We start from the raw sequence: 22424 nt of genomic DNA, 5'->3' as shown, positions 1-22424 counted from the left end.
TTTTCCCGACCGCGCTCACCAGGAGGCCCCAACCATGCGCATCGATGGCATTTCCTTTCTTCCGGCATCCCGCAGGATGGACAACGAGGCCGTGCTGGATGAGATCCGCCGTCACAGCACACCCGGATTCGACGGCAACGTCGAGCACGCGCTTACCTACATCCGCTGGAAGCTCAATGAGACGCAGGTGAAGACGCGCTACTGGTTCGACGAGGGCGAGCGGCCGCTGGACCACATGGTCCGTGCCGCCGAACAGGCGATGGCGCAGGCCGGCTGCGGCCCGGATGACGTGGATCTGCTGATCTACGCGGGCAACACCCGGGGCTTCATCGAGCCCGGCGATGCGTACTTCGTTGCGGACGCGCTGGGCATGGACAGCGTGGACTGCTTCGACATCGTCGACGCCTGCATGGCGTGGACGCGCGCGTGCGACGTGGCGCAGAGCCATTTCCTGTCCGGACGTTACCGCACCGCACTAATCGTCAATGCCGAGTCGTACTACGTACCGGGCGGCGTCTCGTATCCGAGCAACTTCACGCTGGGTTCCCTGCGCGACATCGCGCACTGTTTCTCCGCTTACTGCGGGGGGGACGGGGCAACCGCCACGCTGCTGCGCGCCGATACAGAACAACCCTGGGTCTTTCACTACCTGTCGACGAAGCGGGGCGTCGATCTCTGCACCATTCCGCTGCCGGGCCACCTCGGGCGCGCCCGGCCCAGCGAGCGCATCGGCCTCAATGGCCTTGGCGCCTTCACATCCTTCAGCTCGCTGGTCTTCGGCTATAGCCAGCACATGACGGACTCGCTGAAACTGCTTGCGCCCTATCGCGACAGCATCCGCCTGCTTTTTCCGCATACCGGCGGCTCTGTCCCCGCATTCCAGGGCTGGGCGGACGAGGCCGGGTTCGGGCACTGCATCCGCCACATCTTTCCGGACTACGGCAACGTGGGCGCGTGCTCCATTCCCGCCGCCATTGCCCTGCACGCGGGCGATGGGTCGCTGGCACGCGGCGACCGGATCGGATTCTGGATCGGCAGCGCCGGCATGTCATTCGCATCCTCGACGTTCATCTACTAGATCGGAGCCCGACCATGCTCTACGCCATGACCCTGCTGCCTTCGATGGCCTGGTTCGCCGCCTCGTACCGGCTTCGCGCCGCACGCCGCCCTCCCGCCGACCGGGCCAGCCTGCTTGGCGAATGCATCGCCCGCTTCTGCATCGCCTCGGGCCCGCTGTACATCAAGATCGGGCAGATCCTCTCGACCCGCTCCGACCTGTTCGGGCCTGACACCATCGCCGCGCTGCAACGGCTGCAGGACGATGTCCCGGCAGCTGACGAGCCGGCCGTGCGAAAGCTCCTCGCCGAGGCGTTCGGCAGCGGGTATGAATCCGTCTTCGAATCCTTCAACTATGTTCCGCTTGCCAGCGCGTCCATTGCGCAAGTCCATGAAGTGCGGCTCGAGGGTGGCGAGCGCGCGGCGGTGAAGCTGGTCAAGCCTGGCGTCTCGCGCCGCCTGCGCAAGAGCCTGCGATCGATTGCCCGGCTCGCGGCACTGGCACATGCCATGGTGCCCTCGTTGCGCCATTTCAACATGCCGGTACGCGTGGCCGAGTTGCGCGAGTTACTGCTGCCACAGGTCGACATGGAGGTGGAGGCGCGCAACATGACGGCGCTCGCGCGGAATTTCGCCAATCACCCCTTTGTCATCATCCCACGGGTGCACACCGCACTGACCCGCCGGAGCGTGCTGACCATGGAATATATGGAGGGCATTCCGGGCCGGGACTTCGAACGAGTGGGCATCCCCCGGGCGCAACTGGCGCGCCGCTTCCAGGATGCCATCTACACCATGCTCTACATGCATGGCGTCGCCCATGGCGACCCCCATCCCGGCAACGTGCGTTTCACGGCGGACGGCAGGATCATCTTTCTCGACTTCGGCATCACGGTCTACGTGACGGAGGCAGAGAAATGGGGATTGGCGTCGTTCTTCTTCGCGTCGATCCGGCATGAATGGGACCTCGCCACCACCCGCTTCCTGAGTCACTTCGTCGTAGACAAGGAGGCTGTGCGTGACCATCGCCAGTTCTTCGAGGACGTCAAGGCGGTGATCCTGCGGCACTTCTACGAGATCGCGGATCAGTGGAAGACCGACGAGTTCTTCTGGGACATCAGCCAGGCACTGCGCCGCCACGGTGCCAACTACACCCCGAACTTCACCAAGGTCGAATTGACGTTAACCACCTGCGAGGGCTTCGGCAAGCAGATCGATCCGGACATCGACGTCTGGGCCAATTCCCGACGGTTCTCGGACAAATACTCGCCCTACATGAATGACGATGTGCGCCAGCGCTTCGACGGCCATTTCCACCGGGCAACGCCAAAGACACTGGCGATGCGTGACGACGCGCAGCGGTTCATGATCGCGTCCATCCACATGAACCGTTACTTCTTCCCCTGCACCTATCCGATGTTCGCGCGCCGGGCCCAGGGATGCCAGATCGAAGACGTCGACGGCAATCGCTATATCGATCTCACCGGTGGCTACGGGCCGCACATCCTCGGCTACGCGCATCCGGCAATTGTCGCCGCACAGCAGGCGGCCATGGCGGACGGTTGCCTGAACGCTGTCGGCAACCCGTCGGAGGTTGAACTTACCCGGCTGCTGGTGGATGCGTTCCCGGGTAGCGGTTACGCCTGCCTCTCGAATTCGGGAACGGAGGCCGTCATCCAGGCGCTGCGCATTTGCCGCGCCTACCGGCAACGCGGAAAGGTGGCGAAATGCGAGGGCCAGTACCACGGCTTCTCCGACCAGGCCATGGTCAGCTCGTGGTTTCAGCAACGCGGACCGGTAGAGCGGCCCGAGCCGGTGGCAGGCTGTCCCGGCACCCCGGACGAAACGGTGAACAACACCGTTGTCCTCCAGTACGGCCATCCAGAAAGTCTGCGCGTGCTGCGCGAGCGTGCCGAGGAAATCGACTGCGTCATTCTCGAACCCCTGCCGTTTTCCGTGGGGAGGCTCGACACCGAATTCCTCCAACAATTGCGTGCGGCCTGCTCCGAGCTCGACATCCCGCTGGTGTTCGATGAGGTCGTGAGCGGCTTCCGCGTCTGCTACGGCGGCGCCCAAACCCTGGCGAACGTCACGCCGGACCTGACGGTACTGGGCAAGATCATTGGCGGCGGCATGCCGTGCGGCGCCGTGGTGGGGAGCCGGAAGCTGATGGAGATCGCCCGCAGTACTGCCGACCCCTTCCGCGACTACGAGACGCGGGTCTTCCTGGGCGGCACCATGAGCGGCAACTCATTGAGCGCCGCGTCTGGCGCCGCGATGCTGACATATCTCCGCGACCATCCCGAGGTCTATCAGACGCTGCATGCGAAGAGTGAATGGCTGCTCGAGCAGCTGACAAGCATCGCCCGCGCGCTGCAAGTGCCGGCCCGCATCAAGTCCATGCGCTCGATCTTCACGGTGAGCTTTTCGCATCGGGAAACGCGCTTCTATCGCGAGATCCAGGGCGGCAGCGACTACAAGGCCAGCATCGCACTGGCCTATTACATGCGCACGCATGGCGTCTATATGCCGGAGCTGCACTTTCTCGCCCTGAGCGACGCCCACATGCCCGCCGATCTGGAACAGGTCTGCGAGGCGTTCCGCCAATCACTCACCGAGATGAAACGCGATGGCTTCTTCGTCGACTGAACCCCGCCTGCGCGACCCGGACGCGTCCCATCACGCCTTGGCCATACGCTATGCAGCATGGCTGGTCAGGCGGCGATGGATGGTGATCGTCGCGACGGTGCTACTTTGCGTGGCGGCCAGTGCGGGACTCGAGCGCATCGCCTTCAGCAGTGACTATCGCGATTTCTTCCGTTCGGACGATCCGCAACTGCTCGCCAATCAGGCACTCCAAGACGCCTATGCAGACGACAACCAGGCGCTGGTGGCCTTTGTCCCCCGAGACGGGACGGTGTTTACGCCTCGCGCGCTGGATGCAATGGCGCGCTTCACCGAACTGGCATGGCAGCTGCCCCATGTGCGACGCGTGGACAGTCTCACGAACCATCAGCATGCCGAAGCCCACGACGATGACCTCCGGGTGCGCCCCCTATACCAGCCGGGGACGGGCCAGACACCCGAAGCGATCGCGGCCATCCGCGCCATCGCACTCAGCGAGCCGCTATTGGTAAAGCGGTTGGTCTCGCCCGATGGGTCTGTGGCGGGAATCAGTATCAGCTTCACACTCCCCGCGCCAACGGAGACAGCCTTGCCGGAGGCCGTGCATGCACTGCGCGCCCTGATGGATCAGGCGCGCGCGCTGGACCCCGATATCCGCGTTATGGCCACGGGCGGCATATTGCTCGACAACGCCTTCGACGAGGAAGCGAAGGCCGACCTGGCCACGCTGACGCCACTGATGTACGCGCTGATTCTCGTCGTCATGTTCGTGGCGTTGCGCAGTGCGTGCGGCGTGGCGGCTGCGTTGCTGACGATGACGTTGGCGATCTTCGCCGCGCTCGGCATGGTCGGCTGGCTTGGCGTCAAGCTCACGGCCATCTCCGTCTCTACGCCGACCATCCTCACCACCATCGCCGTCGCGAATTGCTTGCACGTAATTGTCTACACGATCCGGCGGATGGGGGCCGGCGCGTCACGGCATGAGGCCGTACGGGATGCCGTGGCAGCAAACGCCCCCATCATGCTGGTGGCCTGTGGCACGGACGCGCTCGGCTTCTTCAGCATGTGCCTGTCGGACGTTCCACCGGTCGCCAACTTCGGCGTGATGCTGGGCATTGGTGCCATCGTGGTGCTGCTGTTGTCAGCGTCGTTCCTCCCGGCGTGCCTGGCCGTGCTGCCGATCTCCGGGCAGCAGCGGATGCTGCGGCAGGGGCATGCCATCGGCCGCATGGCGGGCGCCGTGGTGGCGTGGCGAAAGCCGGTGTTCATCGGGGTGGCGCTGCTCAACCTCGCTGCCGCCTGGTTCGTCACGCGCAATCAACTCGAGGACAATTTCGTCGACTATTTCAGTCCGGCCGTCGAGTTCCGCCGCGATACGGACTTCATCCAGTCGCATCTATCCGGCGTCCATACCGTGTACTACGCGGTGCCGTCAGGTGTCGGGGGTACGGTGGGTTCGGCCGCGTACCTGCGGGATCTGGACAGGCTTGCCGACTGGCTACGCGCGCAGCCCGAAGTCTTCCAGGTCAGCTCGCTCGCCGACGTGGTCAAGCGCGTTCACCGCACGCTGCATGGCGATGCGTCGACCGCATATCGCGTGCCTGATGATGACATGGCGGCGGCCCAGGTATTACTCGTGTACGAGCTGTCCCTGCCACCCGGGCTGGATCTGAACGATCAGATTCGGATCGACCGCTCGGCCAGCAAGCTGACCGTGGTCCTGCGCGACATCACGTCCACGGCATTGGTGGCCTTCGACCAGCGCGTGCAGGCGTGGATGCGCGCAAACCTGCCGGCCGGCATGCAGGCGTCGGGCGCTGGGCCGTCCATCATGTTCTCGCATATCGGCGAGATGAATGTCGCCGGTACGCTGCAGGGGTATGTGCTGCAGATCCTGCTCGTTTCCGTCGTCATCGGGCTGGTGCTGCGCAGTGTCCGACTGGGCTTCGCCAGCCTGCTTCCGAACGTCCTGCCGTCCTTGATGGCTTTCGGGCTTTGGGGAGCGTTTGTCGGGCAAGTCGGCCTGTCGGTGGCGGTGGTGGGGGTGCTGACCTACGGGATCATCGTCGACGACACGATTCACAGCGTCTTCAAGTACCACCGCGCCCGCACGGTGCTGGGTCTGTCACCTCGGGCGGCGGTGGAGAACGCGTACAGCATTTCCGGCATGGCGGTGCTGTTCACCACTTCGGTCCTGGTGGCCGGCTTCGGCGTACTGATCTTCTCGCACTTCGACCTGAACGCCGACATGGGAATCATGTCCGTGCTGACGATCGCGATTGCCGCCATCGTGGACCTTGTGCTGCTGCCGCCATTGCTATTTGCCATCGACCGGGACACCCCGAAGCCGGCTTCCGCCCCCCACTCCCAACCGTTGAAAGGCATTTGACATGATGAAGCTCCGGATGCGCCTTGTGGCGCTTGTGTTCTGTCTGATCGCGGTATCGCCCGTGGCTGCGGCGGCGGAAGACGCCACCCGCGGCGAAGCCATCGTCGCGGAGATGTACGCGCGCGAACGCGGGTTCAGCAGCTATCGCATGGATATGGAAATGATCCTGCGTGACCGGCATGGCCAGCAAAGCGTGCGCAAGATGCGTGGCGCCGTGCTCGAGACGGACGGCGACGGTGACAAGCACCTGATGCTGTTCGAGTCTCCGGCCGACATCCGGCACACGGCTTTCCTGAGTTTTGCGCATGCCGATAAGCCCGACGATCAGTGGCTATACCTGCCGGCCCTGAAGCGCACGCGGCGCATCGCCTCGGACAGCAAGTCGGGCTCGTTCATGGGCAGCGAGTTCTCGTTCGAAGACCTGACCTCGCAGTTGCCACGCAAGTTCAGCCACCGCTATCTGGGCGACGAAGACACCGGCGGGACACCGTGCTTCAAGGTCGAGCGCACGCCCCGCTACGAGGGCTCCGGCTATACGAAGCAGGTGCTGTGGATCGACCGCGAGCGGTACGTGACATTGAAAGCGGAACTGTACGACCGTCGCGGGGCCTTGCAGAAAACGCTGGAGAGCGGCGACTTTGCCGCCTACGGACAGCAGTTGCTAAAGCCAGGGTGGATGAACATGGTGAACCATCAGACCGGCAAGTCGACCCGCATCAGTATGTCCGGCTACAAGTTCCGGGATGGCGGCGTCGACAAGCGGGATTTCGAGCCGCAGCGGCTGGAGTATGTTCGCTAAACGGGGATGCGTCCGTTGGCTCGCTACCCTGTGTCTCGTCTGGCATGCGGGCACTGGCCACGCGATGCCAGTCGTCGAGACAAGCGGGAGTATCGGTCCGGAAGTCTGGCTGTTCAATCGCCCCCCCGCATTTCAGGCACAGCACCAACATGCCGCGGCCTTGGTCCTCAATCTCGGCTGGATTGTCACACACCCCATGTACCCGGGCGTCACCGGCCGGCTGACCCCTTACGTCCGCCTGGACGTTTCCGATCCGGACATGCGTTACTTCGATTTTCGCGAAGCCACCGTCCGTGCCGAGCGCGGCGACAACCTCTGGCAAGCCGGGATGGAGACATTGGACTGGAGCGTGATGGAGTCACGCCATCCGGTCAACATCATCAACCAGATCGATACCCGCGCGGACATCGATCTGGAGGCCAAGCTCGGCCAGCCGATGCTGTCTTACACCCGCTTCAGCGAGGCGTACGGACGTCTCGCCGTGTACTGGATGCCGTGGTTCCGGCCCCGCCCCCAACTGGGCCTTCGAAGCCGGCAACGCATGGGGCCGCTGGCACCGGAGGCCCCCTCCCACGGCCTGGCGCCCTGGCAGCGGACCAACGATATCGCCGTACGCTGGTCGGGGACCATCGCGGATGCCGACGTCGGTGCCTACTACTTCGATGGCTTGTCACGCGAGCCCACCATCGCCTCCGACTTGACGACGGCCTACCAGCGCATCCGACAGTTGGGGGTGACCGGTGTGTTGCCCGCTGGCAGCATGCTGTGGAAGGGCGAGGCGATCTTTCGTTGGGGGCAGGGTGCGCCTTTCGGTGCCTACATCGTCGGTGCGGAATACACATTCGCCAGGCCCGACGGCGACCTTTCACTGCTGTTCGAATACCTGCGCGACCACCGCGACGCCAGCGCGCCGTTCACGCCGTTCACACACGGCCCCTTCGCCGGCGTGCGTATTCGCCTCAACGAGTCCGGTGATGCGGAACTGCAATACGGCGTGCTGCACGACCGTGCGACCCGCATCCTGATGCACAAACTCGAGTTCAGCCGTCGGTTCGGCAAATCCGCGCGGCTGCGTCTGGTAGCCCGTAAGGCGAGTTGCAACGGCGACAGCGTTTTTGAGGCGCTGTGTCGCGACAGCATGTTGCAGGTCAATCTGACCCACAACTTTTAGCCCTACGCTTTTGATCCCAACCCTATCCGAGGTCATGATGATCACGCCAATTCTCGCCACTTCCGCCGCAGCTTGCAGCGCGCTTGTCGCCTTCCTGCATATCTACATCATCGCCAAAGGGCCGCAGGCGTACCGTGCCTTCGGCGCCGGCGAGGCCCTCGCAGGCATGGCGGAGCGCGGCTCCTGGGTGCCGGGATTGCTGACAGCGGGCATCACGGGGGTGTTCTTCGTCTTTGCTGCCTACTATGCGGCGGCGGCCGGGTTGCTGCCGACGCTCCCCCAGATGCGCATTGCGGTGATCGGCATTGCAGCAATCTATACGCTGCGGGGCGGCCTCATCGTAGTGGGATGGGTGCTCCGGCAACCCCTGTCCACGTTCGACATCCAATCCTCGTTCGCATCTCTGGCTATCGGGCTCCTTCACTGCGCGGCCGCCTGGTGCTGGCTCGCAGCGACCGATGCTGTCGAGACGGCGCGCTAAAGGGGCGTCGGCAATGATTCGCATCGTTCCCGCCTGCGTGTTTCCTGGTCAGGGGTCGCAATCCGTCGGCATGCTTTCCGCGTGGCGGGGTGAGCGTGTGTTCGTCGAGACGATCGACGAAGCCTCGGATGTGCTTGATCTGGACCTCTGGCACCTTAGCCAGCATGCCGATCCAGCGGAACTCGCCCGCACGGTCAACACGCAGCCATTGGTGGTGGCGGCGTCGATCGCGATCTATCGCACCTGGCAGGCCCAGTCTCCAGTAGCCGTGCCATGGGCGATCGGACACAGTGTTGGGGAAATTTCAGCGCTGGTTGCCGCCGGTGCCCTGGCGCTGCCGGATGCCCTGCACATCGCGCGCCAACGGGCGCTGGCGATGATGGCGGCGGTGGCGCCCGGCGTTGGGGGCATGGCAGCGGTCATCGGTCTCGATGACCTGACAGTGGAACGACTCTGTTCCGCCTGCGCCGGAGGTGGCGGCGTACTTGAGCCGGTGAATTTCAATGCGCCCGGGCAAGTGGTGGTGGCCGGCCATATGCCGGCCATCGAGCGTCTCAAGATGGCCGCCCGGGAGGCCGGCGCAAAGATGGTGTTCGTGCTGCCAGTCAGTGGCCCGTTCCATAGCTCGCTGATGCAGCCAGCGGCGGAGGCGCTCGCCCGGTGCCTCGACGACATCCGCGTCACGGCCCCTTCGTTGCGCGTGCTGCACGGCAATAGCCTTGAAGTCGCCACGGAGGCGTCGATCAAGCCGGCGCTGGTGGCGCAACTGACTGCCCCGGTGCGCTGGACGGTAATGGTTCGGCACCTCGAGGCCGACGGCGTCACGCACATCGTGGAATCAGGACCCGGGGAGGTATTGACGAATCTGTGCCGGCGCGTCGCTCCCGCGTTGTCCGTACTAACCCTGCATCTGCCCCAAGGCATGGAGGCCGCCGTGCTGGCCCTGTCGTGAGCAGTCAATGGCTGCGGATCGCGCAGACGAAAAAAAACCCGGCTCGAAAGCCGGGTTTTTCACTTCCAGTGCAGCAACGATCGCGATCAGACCGCGTCGCTGTCGCCCTCGGTGGCCTGCACCACGGGCGGCTCGATGAAGAGCGATTGCTCTTCGTCCGAGATCGCCTGGGCGCGTTCGCGCTCGGCCGCCTCGCGTGCCTTGCGGGCACGGTGGTAGGCCAGGCCGGTACCGGCGGGGATCAGACGACCCACGATCACGTTTTCCTTCAGACCACGCAGGTCGTCGGTCTTGCCCATGATCGCGGCCTCGGTCAGCACGCGCGTCGTTTCCTGGAACGATGCCGCCGAGATGAAGCTGTCCGTGGACAGCGACGCCTTCGTGATACCCAGCAGCAGGTTCTCGTGCGTGGCCGGACGCTTGCCGTCCGCAATCATGCGGTCGTTTTCGTCCAGCAGTTCCGAACGCTCCACCTGCTCGCCCGGGATGAACCGGGTGTCGCCCACGTCCTGGATCTGCACGCGGCGCAGCATCTGACGAACAATCACTTCGATGTGCTTGTCGTTGATCTTCACGCCCTGCAGACGGTACACGTCCTGCACTTCGTCCACGATGTAGTGCGCCAGTTCCTCGATGCCCTTCAGGCGCAGGATGTCGTGCGGGTCCGCCGGACCTTCCACGATCATTTCGCCCTTGTTCACCACCTGGCCATCGTGCACCAGCACCTGCTTTTCCTTGGCGATCAGGAACTCATGGGCGTTGCCGTCCAGGTCCGTGATAACCAGGCGCTGCTTGCCCTTGGTGTCCTTACCGAACGATGTCGTACCGGTGACTTCCGCCAGCACGGCGGCGTCCTTCGGCGAACGCGCTTCGAACAGTTCAGCCACACGCGGCAGACCACCGGTAATGTCGCGAGTCTTCTGCGATTCGGTCGGGATACGTGCGAGCACTTCACCCACATGCACCTGCTGGCCGTCCTTCACGGTAATCAGCGCGCCAACCTGGAAGCCGATGGTCACGGAGTGGTCCGTGCCCGGAATCTTGACTTCCTGGCCGTTCGCGTCGAGCAGCTTCACCTGCGGGCGCAGGCCCTTGGTGGCAGCCGTACGGCGCTTGGCATCGATCACCACGAGGGTCGACAGGCCGGTGACTTCGTCCATCTGCTTGGCGACGGTCACGCCCTCTTCGACGTTCTCGAACTTCGTCATGCCGGTGTATTCCGACACGATCGGGCGCGTCAGCGCATCCCACGTGGCCAGCTGCGTACCAGCCTTGATGGCCTGGCCGTCCTGCACCAGCAGCGTGGCGCCGTACGGGATCTTGTGGCGCTCGCGCTCGCGGCCGTGGTCGTCCGTGATCAGCGTCTCGCCCGAACGCGAGATCACGATCAGTTCGCCCTTGGCGTTCGTCACGTAGCGCATGGTCGCCGTGAAGCGGACCGTACCGGTCGCCTTGGCTTCCACGCTCGAGGCCACTGCCGCACGCGATGCCGCACCACCGATGTGGAACGTCCGCATGGTCAGCTGCGTACCCGGCTCACCGATCGACTGCGCGGCAATCACGCCCACCGCTTCGCCGGAGTTCACCAGCACGCCGCGGCCCAGGTCGCGGCCGTAGCACTTGCCGCACAGGCCGTAACGCGTGTCGCACGCCAGCGGGGTGCGGACCTTGACTTCGTCCACGCCGAGGTTGTCGATCAGGTCGACGAGGTCTTCGTCCAGCAGCGTGCCGGTCTCGATCGCCGTTTCCTGCGTTTCCGGGTTCACCACGTCAGACACGGTCACACGGCCGAGGATACGGTCGCGCAGCGCTTCGATCACTTCACCGCCTTCGACCAGGGCCTTCATGGCCACGCCGTTGGTGGTGCCGCAATCGTCTTCGACCACGACCAGATCCTGCGTCACGTCGACCAGACGACGGGTCAGGTAACCCGAGTTCGCGGTCTTCAGTGCCGTATCGGCCAGGCCCTTACGCGCGCCGTGGGTCGAGATGAAGTACTGCAGAACGTTCAGGCCTTCACGGAAGTTCGCCGTAATCGGCGTTTCAATGATCGAGCCATCCGGCTTGGCCATCAGGCCACGCATACCGGCCAGCTGGCGGATCTGCGCTGCGGAACCCCGCGCGCCCGAGTCGGCCATCATGTAGATGGAGTTGAACGATTCCTGCTTGACCGTATTGCCTTCGCGGTCGACCACGTCTTCGTGCTGGAGCTGCTCCATCATCGCCTTGCCCACCTGGTCGCCGGCGGCGCCCCAGATGTCCACGACGTTGTTGTAACGCTCCTGGTCCGTCACCAGACCCGACATGTACTGCTTGTCGTATTCCTTCACCTTGGCAGCGGCGTCGGAGATGATCTTCTCCTTCTGCGGCGGCACCAGCATGTCGTCGATGGCAATCGAGATACCGGCGCGCGTCGCCAGGCGGAAGCCCGACTGCAGCAGCTTGTCGGCGAAGATCACGGTCTCGCGCAGACCGCACTTGCGGAATGCGGTGTTGATCAGGCGCGAGATTTCCTTCTTCTTCAGCGGCTTGTTCAGCACCGAGAACGGCAGGCCCTTCGGCAGGATCTCGGACAGGATCGCGCGGCCGACCGTGGTGGCCTGCAGCGTGATCTTGGGCGCGAAGCGGGCATCGCCCACGGCGTCCTTGTCGACGAGCACGTACTCGGTGATCCGCACGTTCACGCGCGAAGCGAGTTCGACTTCCTTGTTCTCGTAGGCGCGGATGACTTCGCTGATGTCAGCGAACGTCATGCCTTCACCCTTGCCGTTGATCTTGTCGCGGGTCGTGTAGTACAGACCCAGCACCACGTCTTGCGACGGGACGATCGACGGATCGCCGTTGGCCGGGAACAGCACGTTGTTGGAGGCCAGCATCAGCGTGCGGGCTTCCATCTGTGCTTCCAGCGACAGCGGCACGTGAACAGCCATCTGGTCACCGTCGAAGTCGGCGTTGAATGCCGCGCAGACCAGCGGGTGCAGCTGGATGGCCTTGCCTTCGATCAGCACCGGCTCGAACGCCTGGATCCCCAGGCGGTGCAGCGTCGGCGCACGGTTCAGCATCACCGGGTGCTCGCGGATCACCTCTTCGAGGATGTCCCACACCACCGGCGTCTGGCTTTCCACTTCCTTCTTCGCCGCCTTGATCGTGGTGGCGATGCCCATCGTTTCCAGCTTGTGGAAGATGAACGGCTTGAACAGCTCGAGCGCCATCAGCTTGGGCAGGCCGCACTGGTGCAGCTTCAGCGTCGGGCCCACCACGATGACCGAACGGCCCGAGTAGTCGACGCGCTTGCCCAGCAGGTTCTGACGGAAACGACCGCCCTTACCCTTGATCATCTCGGCCAGGGACTTCAGCGGACGCTTGTTGGCGCCGGTCATCGCCTTGCCGCGACGGCCGTTGTCCAGCAGCGAATCCACCGCTTCCTGCAGCATGCGCTTTTCGTTGCGCACGATGATCTCGGGCGCCTTCAGTTCCAGCAGGCGCTTCAGGCGGTTGTTCCGGTTGATGACGCGACGATACAGGTCGTTCAGGTCCGAGGTGGCGAAACGGCCGCCATCCAGCGGTACCAGCGGACGCAGTTCCGGCGGCAGCACCGGCAGCACTTCCAGGATCATCCACTCGGGCTTGATGCCCGAACGCTGGAACGCCTCGAGCACCTTCAGGCGCTTGGCGAACTTCTTGATCTTGGCTTCGGAACCGGTGGCCTGCAGCTCGGCGCGGATCTGTTCGATCTGCTTCTCGATGTCGATGCCGCGCAGCAGTTCACGGATGCCTTCGGCGCCCATCATGGCGACGAACTCGCCCTCGCCGTACTCATCGCACTTCGCGATGTAGTCGTCCTCGGACATGATCTGGCTCTTCTTGAGCGGGGTCATGCCCGGTTCCAGCACCACGAATGCCTCGAAATACAGCACGCGTTCGATGTCGCGCAGCGTCATGTCCAGGACCATGCCCAGACGCGACGGCAGCGACTTCAGGAACCAGATGTGCGCAGTCGGCGCAGCCAGTTCGATGTGGCCCATGCGCTCGCGACGCACCTTGGCCAGCGTGACTTCGACGCCGCACTTCTCGCAGATCACGCCACGGTGCTTCAGGCGCTTGTACTTGCCGCACAGGCACTCGTAGTCCTTGATCGGGCCAAAGATCTTGGCGCAGAACAGGCCATCGCGTTCCGGCTTGAACGTCCGGTAGTTGATCGTTTCCGGCTTCTTCACTTCACCGTACGACCACGAACGGATCTTCTCGGGCGAGGCGAGGCCGATCTTGATCGCGTCGAACTGCTCTTCCTGCTGAACCTGCTTAAAGAGATCGAGCAATGCTTTCATTGCAACTCCTTGTTTCGCCGCGGCACCGAAGTCTGTTCGGGGCCACGGCATTCATCCTGTGGGAAATCTTCTCTGCCGGGTCTACCGGGCCGGCGCCCGCCGCAGCGGGACGCCGTCATCACGCCGATCAGTAACGATCGAGATCGATGTCGATACCCAACGAGCGGATTTCCTTCACCAGCACGTTGAACGATTCCGGCATGCCGGCGTCGATCGAGTGCTCGCCCTTGACGATGTTTTCGTACACCTTGGTACGGCCGTTCACGTCATCGGACTTGACCGTCAGCATTTCCTGCAGCACGTACGACGCGCCGTAGGCTTCCAGTGCCCACACTTCCATCTCACCGAAACGCTGGCCACCGAACTGGGCCTTACCGCCCAGCGGCTGCTGCGTCACGAGCGAGTACGGACCCGTGGAGCGCGCGTGCATCTTGTCATCGACCAAGTGGTGCAGCTTCAGCATGTGCATCACACCCAGCGTGACCGGACGCTCGAACGCTTCGCCGGTGCGGCCGTCGTACAGCGTGACCTGCTGCTTCGACGGGGTCAGGCCCTTCTCCTTGGCGATCTCGTCCGGGTAGGCCAGGTCCAGCATGCGGCGGATTTCATCCTCATGCGCACCGTCAAACACCGGCGTTGCGAACGGCACGCCCTTCTTCAGGTTCGAAGCCAGTTCCAGCACTTCGGCGTCGGTCAGGCTGTCCAGGTCTTCCGGCTTGCCGCTCTCGTTGTAGACCTGGGCCAGCAGCTTGCGCAGCTCCTGTGCCTTGGTCTGCGCCTTGAGCATGTCACCGATGCGCTGGCCCAGACCGCGCGCGGCCCAGCCCAGGTGGGTTTCCAGAATCTGGCCCACGTTCATCCGCGACGGCACGCCCAGCGGGTTCAGCACGATGTCGGCCGGGGTACCGTCCGCCATGTACGGCATGTCTTCGATCGGCACGATCTTCGACACCACACCCTTGTTGCCGTGACGACCTGCCATCTTGTCGCCAGGCTGCAGGCGACGCTTCACGGCCAGGTACACCTTGACCATCTTGATCACGCCCGGCGGCAGTTCGTCGCCCTGCGTGAGCTTCTTGCGCTTCTCTTCGAAGGCCAGGTCGAATTCGTGACGCTTCTGCTCGATGGCTTCCTTCACTGCCTCGAGCTGGGCCGCCACTTCTTCGTCGGCCGGACGGATGTCGAACCAGTGGTACTTGTCCAGATCGGCCAGGTACTCGCGGGTCAGCTTGGCACCCTTCGCCAGCTTCTTCGGACCGCCGTTGACGGGCTTGTCGAGCAGCAGGCGTTCCAGACGCTGGAATGCATCGCCTTCCACGATACGCAGCTGGTCGTTCAGGTCCAGGCGGTAGCGCTTCAGTTCGTCGTCGATGATCGACTGGGCACGCTTGTCGCGCGTCACGCCTTCGCGGGTGAAGACCTGGACGTCGATCACGATGCCGCTCATGCCCGACGGCACGCGCAGCGAGGTGTCCTTCACGTCCGATGCCTTCTCGCCGAAGATGGCGCGCAGCAGCTTCTCTTCCGGGGTCAGCTGGGTCTCGCCCTTCGGCGTGACCTTGCCCACCAGCACGTCGCCAGCCTCGACTTCGGCACCGATGTAGGTGATGCCGGACTCGTCCAGACGCGCGAGTTGCGCTTCGGCGAGGTTCGAGATGTCGCGCGTGATTTCTTCCGGTCCCAGCTTCGTGTCACGGGCGACGACCGACAGTTCCTCGATGTGGATCGAGGTGTAGCGGTCTTCGGCCACCACGCGTTCGGAGATCAGGATCGAATCTTCGAAGTTGTAGCCGTTCCACGGCATGAACGCCACCAGCATGTTCTGGCCCAGTGCCAGCTCGCCCAGGTCGGTCGAGGCGCCGTCGGCGATCACGTCGTTACGCGCGACGATATCGCCAACCTTCACCATCGGACGCTGGTTGATGTTGGTGTTCTGGTTGGAACGCGTGTACTTGATCAGGTTGTAGATGTCCACGCCGACTTCGCCAGCAACGGCTTCGTCGTCGTTCACACGGATCACGATACGCATGGCATCGACGTAGTCCACCACGCCGCCACGCATGGCCTGCACGGCGGTACCCGAGTCAACGGCCACGGTACGTTCGATGCCGGTACCCACGAGCGGCTTGTCCGGACGCAGGCAAGGCACGGCCTGACGCTGCATGTTCGCGCCCATCAGTGCACGGTTCGCGTCATCGTGTTCCAGGAACGGCACCAGCGAGGCAGCGGCCGACACGATCTGCGACGGCGCCACGTCGATGTACTGCACGCGGTCCGGAGTCACCATGCGCGTTTCGCGCTCGGAGCCTTCGCGGGACGAGACCAGTTCATCGATCAGGGTGCCATCGGCATCCACGGTCGCGTTGGCCTGGGCCACCACGTACTTGCCTTCCTCGATGGCCGACAGGTAGTCCACCTGGTCGGTCAGCTTGCTGTCCACCACCTTGCGGTACGGCGTTTCCAGGAAGCCGTATTCGTTCAGGCGGGCGTACAGTGCCAGCGAGTTGATCAGGCCGATGTTCGGGCCTTCCGGCGTTTCGATCGGGCACACGCGGCCATAGTGGGTCGGGTGCACGTCACGGACTTCAAAGCCGGCGCGCTCGCGCGTCAGACCACCCGGGCCCAGTGCGGAAACACGGCGCTTGTGGGTGATTTCCGAGAGCGGGTTGGTCTGGTCCATGAACTGCGACAGCTGCGACGAACCGAAGAACTCGCGAATCGCCGACGAAATCGGCTTCGAGTTGATCAGGTCGTGCGGCATCAGGTTCTCGGTCTCGGCCTGGCCCAGACGTTCCTTGACGGCACGCTCCACGCGCGACAGACCGGCGCGGAATTGGTTTTCCGCCAGTTCGCCCACGCAACGCACGCGACGATTACCCAGGTGATCGATGTCATCGACCTCGCCCTTGCCGTTACGCAGGTTCACCAGGATCTTGATCGTCTCGAGGATGTCTTCGTCCTGCAGCACCATGCTGCCCTCGCCGCTCGGGCGCGACAGACGGCTGTTGACCTTCATGCGGCCAACGCGCGACAGATCGTACGACTCTTCGCTGTAGAACAGGCGCTGGAACAGCGCTTCCACGGCTTCCTCGGTGGGCGGCTCGCCCGGGCGCATCATGCGGTAGATCGCGATACGCGCGGCGGTCTGGTCGACGGTCTCGTCCACGCGCAGCGTCTGCGACATGTACGGGCCCTGGTCCAGGTCGTTCGTGTACAGCGTCTGGATCTGCTTGACACCGGCTTCGCGCAGGTTTTCCAGCAGCGTCTCGGTCAGCTCGTCGTTGGCGTTGGCGATCACCTCGCCCGTGTCCGGGTCGATGATGTTCTTGGCCAGCACGCGGCCGAGCAGATAGTCTTCCGGCACGCTGATCAGCTTGGTACCGGCGGAGTCCAGGTCACGGATGTGCTTGGCGTTGATCCGCTTGTCCTTCTCCACGACCACGCGACCGTTCTTGTCCGCGATGTCGAAACGCGCCACTTCGCCACGCAGGCGCTCGGGCACGAATTCCAGCTGCGCGCCTTCCGACTGCAGCGTGAAGTTGTCGAACACGAAGAAGTGCGCCAGGATTTGCTCCGGCGTCAGGCCGATCGACTTCAGCAGGATCGTCACCGGCATCTTGCGGCGGCGGTCCACACGGAAGTACAGGATGTCCTTCGGATCGAATTCGAAGTCCAGCCACGAGCCACGGTACGGAATAATCCGTGCCGAGAACAGCAGCTTGCCCGAGCTGTGCGTCTTGCCCTTGTCGTGCTCGAAGAACACGCCCGGCGAACGGTGCAGCTGGCTAACGATGACACGCTCGGTGCCGTTAATCACGAAAGAACCGGTCGACGTCATGAGCGGAATTTCGCCCATGTAGACTTCCTGCTCCTTCACTTCCTTGACCTTGCCCGGGTTCTCGCGATCGTTGATGATCAGGCGAACCTTGGCACGCAGCGCCGAGTGGAACGTCAGGCCACGCTGCTGGCACTCCTTGACGTCGAACGGCGGGTTGGACAGGTGATACGAGACAAACTCCATACGGGCAAGCCCGTTATGGGAGGAGATTGGGAAAATCGCGCTGAAAGCGGCCTGCAGACCCTCTGTTTTGCGACGCGCGGTCGGCGTTTCCGCTTGCAAGAACTGGGTGTAGGATTCAATCTGGGTGGCAAGCAGGAATGGAACCTGATGAACCGTCGCGCGCTTCGCAAAGGATTTGCGAATGCGCTTCTTTTCGGTGAAGCTGTACGCCATGGGATCTCCGAATCATCGCAGGGCAGGCTGGACCTGGCCGGCACCTGAGGTGTTCAGCGACTGGGAGGGGATTTGGCGGTTGGCCGCTACCAACCTCTGGCTGACGGTGTCCGCACGCTGCGGGCGGTGTGGTCATTGCACGGCGCAATGCCTGTACTCGCCCGGGGGACACCCGACCAAACTTGTCTTCTGCAGTCGGTTCAGAAGACAAACATCAGCAACCACTTAGTGTGCCACTGATGTTTGGCTTCTGCTAAGGCAGCGAATGATTTCGCTCGCCAAGCAGTCTATCCATCACTTTATTTGCGCCCTGGCCGGTACTTCGATCCGCCGGGTGCCCAATCAAACACACCCACAGAAGCGCAAAAAGGCTGGCGCCGGGATTTCCCTTTGCCAGCCCCATCCGCGTGCCACGAGGGCACGCGCGGTACCACTTACTTGACGTCGACCTTTGCGCCTGCGTCTTCCAGCTTCTTCTTGGCGTCGGCAGCAGCAGCCTTGTCCACGCCTTCCTTGACAGCCTTCGGAGCGCCGTCAACCAGATCCTTGGCTTCCTTCAGGCCCAGGCCGGTGATTTCGCGAACAGCCTTAATCACGCCGACCTTGTTGGCGCCAACTTCGGCCAGGATCACGTTGAATTCGGTCTGCTCTTCAGCAGCAGCAGCACCGCCAGCGCCCGGGGCAGCAGCCACGGCCATAGCAGCGGCGGACACGCCGAACTTCTCTTCGAACGCCTTGACCAGGTCGTTCAGTTCCATCACGGACATCGAGCCTACGGCTTCGAGGATGTCGTCTTTAGTGATTGCCATTTGGAATACTCCTACTAGATGTGATTCGGTATCGGTAATGCGATCTGTCTTTGCGAGGCCTGCGACAGCTTAAGCAGCAGGGGCTTCCGCTTCTTCCGCGGGAGCGCCTTCGCTCTTCTTGGCAGCCAGGGCGGCCAGCAGACGGGCGAAGCCCGAAACCGGTGCCTGCATGACGCCAAGCAGCTGAGCAATCAGTTCTTCGCGGCCCGGGATCGAAGCCAGTGCCTTGACGGCCACAGCATCGAGCACCTTGCCGTCATACGACCCAGCGCGCAGGACCAGCTTGTCGTTGGTCTTGGCAAAGTCGTTCAGAACCTTGGCCGAGGCCACTGCATCTTCGGAAATCCCGTAGATCAGCGGACCGGTCATTTGCTCTGCGAGGCCTGCAAACGGCGTACCTTCGACGGCGCGGCGAGCCAGCGTGTTCTTCAGAACGCGCAGGTACACGCCTTGCTGACGAGCGTTGGCACGCAGCTTGGTCAGATCGCCAACCGCAATGCCGCGATATTCGGCCACGACGATGGTCTGGGCCTTGGCGACTTGCGCCGAAACCTCAGCAACGACGGCCTTCTTATCTTCAATATTGAGTGGCACGGTTAAGCTCCAAAACGATGCGGTGCTCGGGAAATCTCCTCTGCAATCGCATCAGTCCAAACGAACGGCGTCCGATTGGCCCGAATCACCCGGGACATGCCCGGATTCATCAATCCCTTCGGGTGCGCCATCTGCGCTGGCGGGACGGCTGCCATCGGGCGATGCCCCCATGTGCCGACCGATTAAGTCCACGCTGCCTGATTGCTGCGGCATGAACACCAGCGGTCTTTGATAACCAGCGGTACCTGCCGTCGCGCTGCGTTGCCGCTGCGCGGTTGGCGGGCACCACTGCCCAAAGCCTTGCTTCGTCGCCCTTCGGCGCCGAAACCGACCCCGGCGATGCCGGGATCCTTCATTCCTGCCCTGGCCGGCGTTATCGGGAACCGGTCAGGTGAGTGCCGTCGGGCTTAGGCCGACAGCGAAGTCTGTTCGACGCGAACGCCAACGCCCATCGTGGACGACACGGCGATCTTGCGCAGGTACACACCCTTGCTGGTGGCCGGCTTGGCCTTGACCAGCGCGTCCAGCAGTGCGGACAGGTTGCTCTTCAGCGCGGTGTCTTCGAACGAACGGCGACCGATGGTGGCGTGGATGATACCGGCCTTGTCGACACGGAATTGCACCTGACCAGCCTTGGCGTTCTTCACAGCCTGGGCCACGTCCGGCGTCACGGTGCCAACCTTCGGGTTCGGCATCAGGCCACGCGGGCCGAGGATCTGGCCCAGCGTACCGACGATACGCATCGTGTCCGGCGAAGCGATCACGACGTCGAAATTCAGGTTACCGGCCTTCACTTGCTCGGCCAGGTCTTCCATGCCGACGATGTCAGCGCCAGCAGCCTTGGCGGCCTCGGCCTTTTCGCCCTGGGCGAACACGGCCACGCGCACCGACTTGCCGGTACCGGCGGGCAGCACCACGGAACCACGCACCACTTGGTCCGACTTCTTGGCGTCGATGCCCAGTTGCACGGCCACGTCGATCGACTCGTCGAACTTCGCCGAAGCGCAGCTCTTCACCAGGCCCAGGGCCTCGTCGATCGGGTAGAACTTGGTACGCTCGATCTTCGCCTTGTTGGCGGCGACGCGCTTGGAAACCTTAGCCATTTACAGACCCTCCACGGTGATGCCCATCGAGCGAGCCGAACCGGCGATGGTACGCACGGCGGCGTCCAGATCGGCGGCGGTCAGGTCAGCGTTCTTGGCCTTGGCGATGTCTTCAGCCTGGGCGCGGGTGATCTTGCCAACCTTGTCGGTATGGGGCTTCGGCGAACCCTTGGCGATGCCTGCTGCCTTCTTGATCAGCACGGTCGCGGGCGGCGACTTCATCACGAAGGTGAAGCTCTTGTCGGCGAAGGCGGTAATCACCACCGGCACCGGCAGACCAGGTTCCATGCCCTGGGTCTGGGCGTTGAACGCCTTGCAGAACTCCATGATGTTCAGACCACGCTGACCCAGTGCGGGACCAACGGGCGGGGAGGGATTTGCCTTACCAGCCGGAATTTGCAGCTTGATAAAGCCAATGATCTTCTTGGCCATTTCTACTCCAATCCAGATCCGGATTCCTCGGGAAAACGGATCCTGTTGAGTCGTAACGCGCTATCGCCATGCCTGTCGGCACAGCCTCACGCTCCTCTTTGGGCGGACCTCTCAGCCTGCCCTCTCTGTCCGCCCCGGCACTCGCGCGCCGCGGCGGTCAAATCCTTAAACCTTCTCGACCTGACCGAACTCGAGCTCGACCGGCGTTGCGCGACCGAAGATCGTGACCGAGACGCGCAGGCGCGACTTCTCGTAGTTCACTTCCTCGACGTTGCCGTTGAAGTCGGTGAACGGGCCGTCCTTGACGCGCACCATTTCGCCCACTTCGAACAGCGTCTTGGGACGCGGCTTCTCGACCCCTTCCTGCATCTGGGTCATGATCTTGTCGACTTCGCGCTGCGAAATCGGGCTCGGGCGGTTACGCGCGCCCCCGACGAAGCCGGTGACCTTGCTGGTGTTCTTCACCAGATGCCACGTCTCGTCGGTCATTTCCATTTCCACGAGCACGTAGCCCGGGAAGAAACGGCGTTCGGTCACGGACTTGTGACCACCCTTGATTTCCACGACTTCTTCGGAGGGCACCAGAATGCGGCCGAACTTGTCCTGCATCTCGGCGCGCTCGATGCGCTCCTGCAGCGCGCGCTGCACGCTCTTTTCCATGCCGGAGTAGGCGTGCACCACATACCAGCGCTTCTTCGACGAAGGCGATTCGGCTGCCGTGGTTTCCTGCTGAGCGTTATCCGTCATGTGTTACCTCTTATTTCCAGCCCAGCACGAGGGAGAAAATCACCCACTCGATGAGCTTGTCGGCCGACCACAGGAACAACGCCATGATCACTACAAAGGCAAACACGAGCCCGGTCATCTGACCGGCTTCCTTGCGCGTCGGCCAGACGACCTTTTTGACTTCCCGATACGATTCCTTGGCGAACCCCACGAAATCCTTGCCGGGGGCGGACACGAGCGCCACGACGACGCCCAGTGCGAGACCGGCGAACAGCGCCGCGCCACGCACGTACGACGGCTGCTGCGCGAGTACGTAGAAGCCGATCACTCCCGCAACCACCAGGAGCCCCGCGACGACGAGCAGCCATTTGCCGCTCGAGGCGCCTACGGTTTCGACATTGGGATTGGCCATGTTTCGCAAACGAGACTAAGCCGCGTCACGATTCATTCTCGCGACGCGGCTGATTGATTTGGCAGGGGCAGAGGGAATCGAACCCCCAACCTTCGGTTTTGGAGACCGACGCTCTGCCAGTTGAGCTATACCCCTAAAAACAACTTCGGGGTCGACGATTCCGCCAACCCCTCTGGCAGACGACCACGGCCGGTTGGTGCCGTGTTCGCCAGTATTACTGCTTAGTCGAGGATCTTTGCCACGACGCCGGCGCCGACGGTACGGCCGCCTTCACGGATAGCGAAGCGCAGACCTTCTTCCATGGCGATCGGGG

General features: G+C 63.2%; 15 protein-coding genes, 1 tRNA gene and 1 pseudogene. 7 read left to right on the top strand and 10 right to left on the bottom strand.

The window, feature by feature from the left end; translation table 11 throughout:
* The first annotated feature begins 34 nt into the window (after positions 1-34).
* The 7 genes from BM115_RS26420 (at position 35) to fabD (ending at position 9473) form a co-directional block, all read left to right on the top strand.
* Positions 35-1078, top strand: coding sequence for a beta-ketoacyl-[acyl-carrier-protein] synthase family protein (locus BM115_RS26420; protein WP_092301734.1), 1044 nt, complete (start codon positions 35-37; stop codon positions 1076-1078).
* Between the two features lie 14 nt (positions 1079-1092).
* Positions 1093-3705, top strand: coding sequence for an aminotransferase class III-fold pyridoxal phosphate-dependent enzyme (locus BM115_RS26415; RefSeq protein ID WP_092301731.1), 2613 nt, complete (start codon positions 1093-1095; stop codon positions 3703-3705).
* A 79-nt stretch (positions 3706-3784) separates the two neighbouring features.
* Positions 3785-6070, top strand: coding sequence for an efflux RND transporter permease subunit (locus BM115_RS26410; protein ID WP_177220025.1), 2286 nt, complete (start codon positions 3785-3787; stop codon positions 6068-6070).
* Position 6071: 1 nt separating this feature from the next.
* Positions 6072-6869 carry an outer membrane lipoprotein-sorting protein gene (locus BM115_RS26405; RefSeq protein WP_092301725.1) on the top strand — a complete coding sequence of 266 codons (798 nt, stop codon included), beginning with the start codon at positions 6072-6074 and terminating at the stop codon, positions 6867-6869.
* Positions 6870-6933: 64 nt separating this feature from the next.
* Complete coding sequence (locus tag BM115_RS26400; RefSeq protein ID WP_143093948.1) at positions 6934-8040, top strand: hypothetical protein; 1107 nt, start codon at positions 6934-6936, stop codon at positions 8038-8040.
* A gap of 34 nt (positions 8041-8074) precedes the next feature.
* The gene (locus BM115_RS26395) at positions 8075-8521 is read left to right on the top strand and encodes a hypothetical protein (RefSeq protein WP_092301721.1); all 447 of its coding nucleotides are present in this window, start codon (positions 8075-8077) and stop codon (positions 8519-8521) included.
* Positions 8522-8534: 13 nt separating this feature from the next.
* Positions 8535-9473 carry an ACP S-malonyltransferase gene (gene fabD / locus BM115_RS26390; RefSeq protein WP_177220024.1) on the top strand — a complete coding sequence of 313 codons (939 nt, stop codon included), beginning with the start codon at positions 8535-8537 and terminating at the stop codon, positions 9471-9473.
* 86 nt (positions 9474-9559) lie between these two features.
* On the opposite strand, the gene rpoC is transcribed toward fabD, so the two are convergent.
* The 10 genes and pseudogenes from rpoC to BM115_RS26340 form a co-directional block, all read right to left on the bottom strand.
* Positions 9560-13801: a DNA-directed RNA polymerase subunit beta' gene (gene rpoC / locus BM115_RS26385; protein ID WP_092301717.1), complete on the bottom strand. Its 4242-nt coding sequence runs from the start codon at positions 13799-13801 to the stop codon at positions 9560-9562.
* 127 nt (positions 13802-13928) lie between these two features.
* On the bottom strand, positions 13929-18035 hold the full coding sequence (gene rpoB, locus BM115_RS26380; protein ID WP_092301715.1) for a DNA-directed RNA polymerase subunit beta: 4107 nt from the start codon (positions 18033-18035) through the stop codon (positions 13929-13931).
* Between the two features lie 434 nt (positions 18036-18469).
* The gene (gene rplL, locus BM115_RS26375; RefSeq protein WP_092301713.1) at positions 18470-18844 is read right to left on the bottom strand and encodes a 50S ribosomal protein L7/L12; all 375 of its coding nucleotides are present in this window, start codon (positions 18842-18844) and stop codon (positions 18470-18472) included.
* A gap of 69 nt (positions 18845-18913) precedes the next feature.
* On the bottom strand, positions 18914-19438 hold the full coding sequence (gene rplJ / locus BM115_RS26370) for a 50S ribosomal protein L10 (RefSeq protein ID WP_092301711.1): 525 nt from the start codon (positions 19436-19438) through the stop codon (positions 18914-18916).
* A 407-nt stretch (positions 19439-19845) separates the two neighbouring features.
* Positions 19846-20541 carry a 50S ribosomal protein L1 gene (gene rplA, locus BM115_RS26365; protein WP_092301708.1) on the bottom strand — a complete coding sequence of 232 codons (696 nt, stop codon included), beginning with the start codon at positions 20539-20541 and terminating at the stop codon, positions 19846-19848.
* Positions 20542-20973: a 50S ribosomal protein L11 gene (gene rplK / locus BM115_RS26360; protein WP_092301705.1), complete on the bottom strand. Its 432-nt coding sequence runs from the start codon at positions 20971-20973 to the stop codon at positions 20542-20544.
* 165 nt (positions 20974-21138) lie between these two features.
* Complete coding sequence (gene nusG, locus BM115_RS26355) at positions 21139-21720, bottom strand: transcription termination/antitermination protein NusG (protein ID WP_017511590.1); 582 nt, start codon at positions 21718-21720, stop codon at positions 21139-21141.
* Positions 21721-21730: 10 nt separating this feature from the next.
* Positions 21731-22111, bottom strand: coding sequence for a preprotein translocase subunit SecE (gene secE / locus BM115_RS26350; RefSeq protein WP_092301702.1), 381 nt, complete (start codon positions 22109-22111; stop codon positions 21731-21733).
* Positions 22112-22170: 59 nt separating this feature from the next.
* A tRNA-Trp gene (locus BM115_RS26345) sits at positions 22171-22246 on the bottom strand.
* Between the two features lie 86 nt (positions 22247-22332).
* A pseudogene (locus BM115_RS26340) lies at positions 22333-22424 on the bottom strand (elongation factor Tu); the annotation flags it as partial.

Source organism: Cupriavidus sp. OV096, assembly GCF_900115455.1.
Lineage (GTDB): Bacteria > Pseudomonadota > Gammaproteobacteria > Burkholderiales > Burkholderiaceae > Cupriavidus.
Note: the sequence above shows the minus strand (reverse complement) of the source record. Positions and strands in the feature narration are given on the sequence as shown.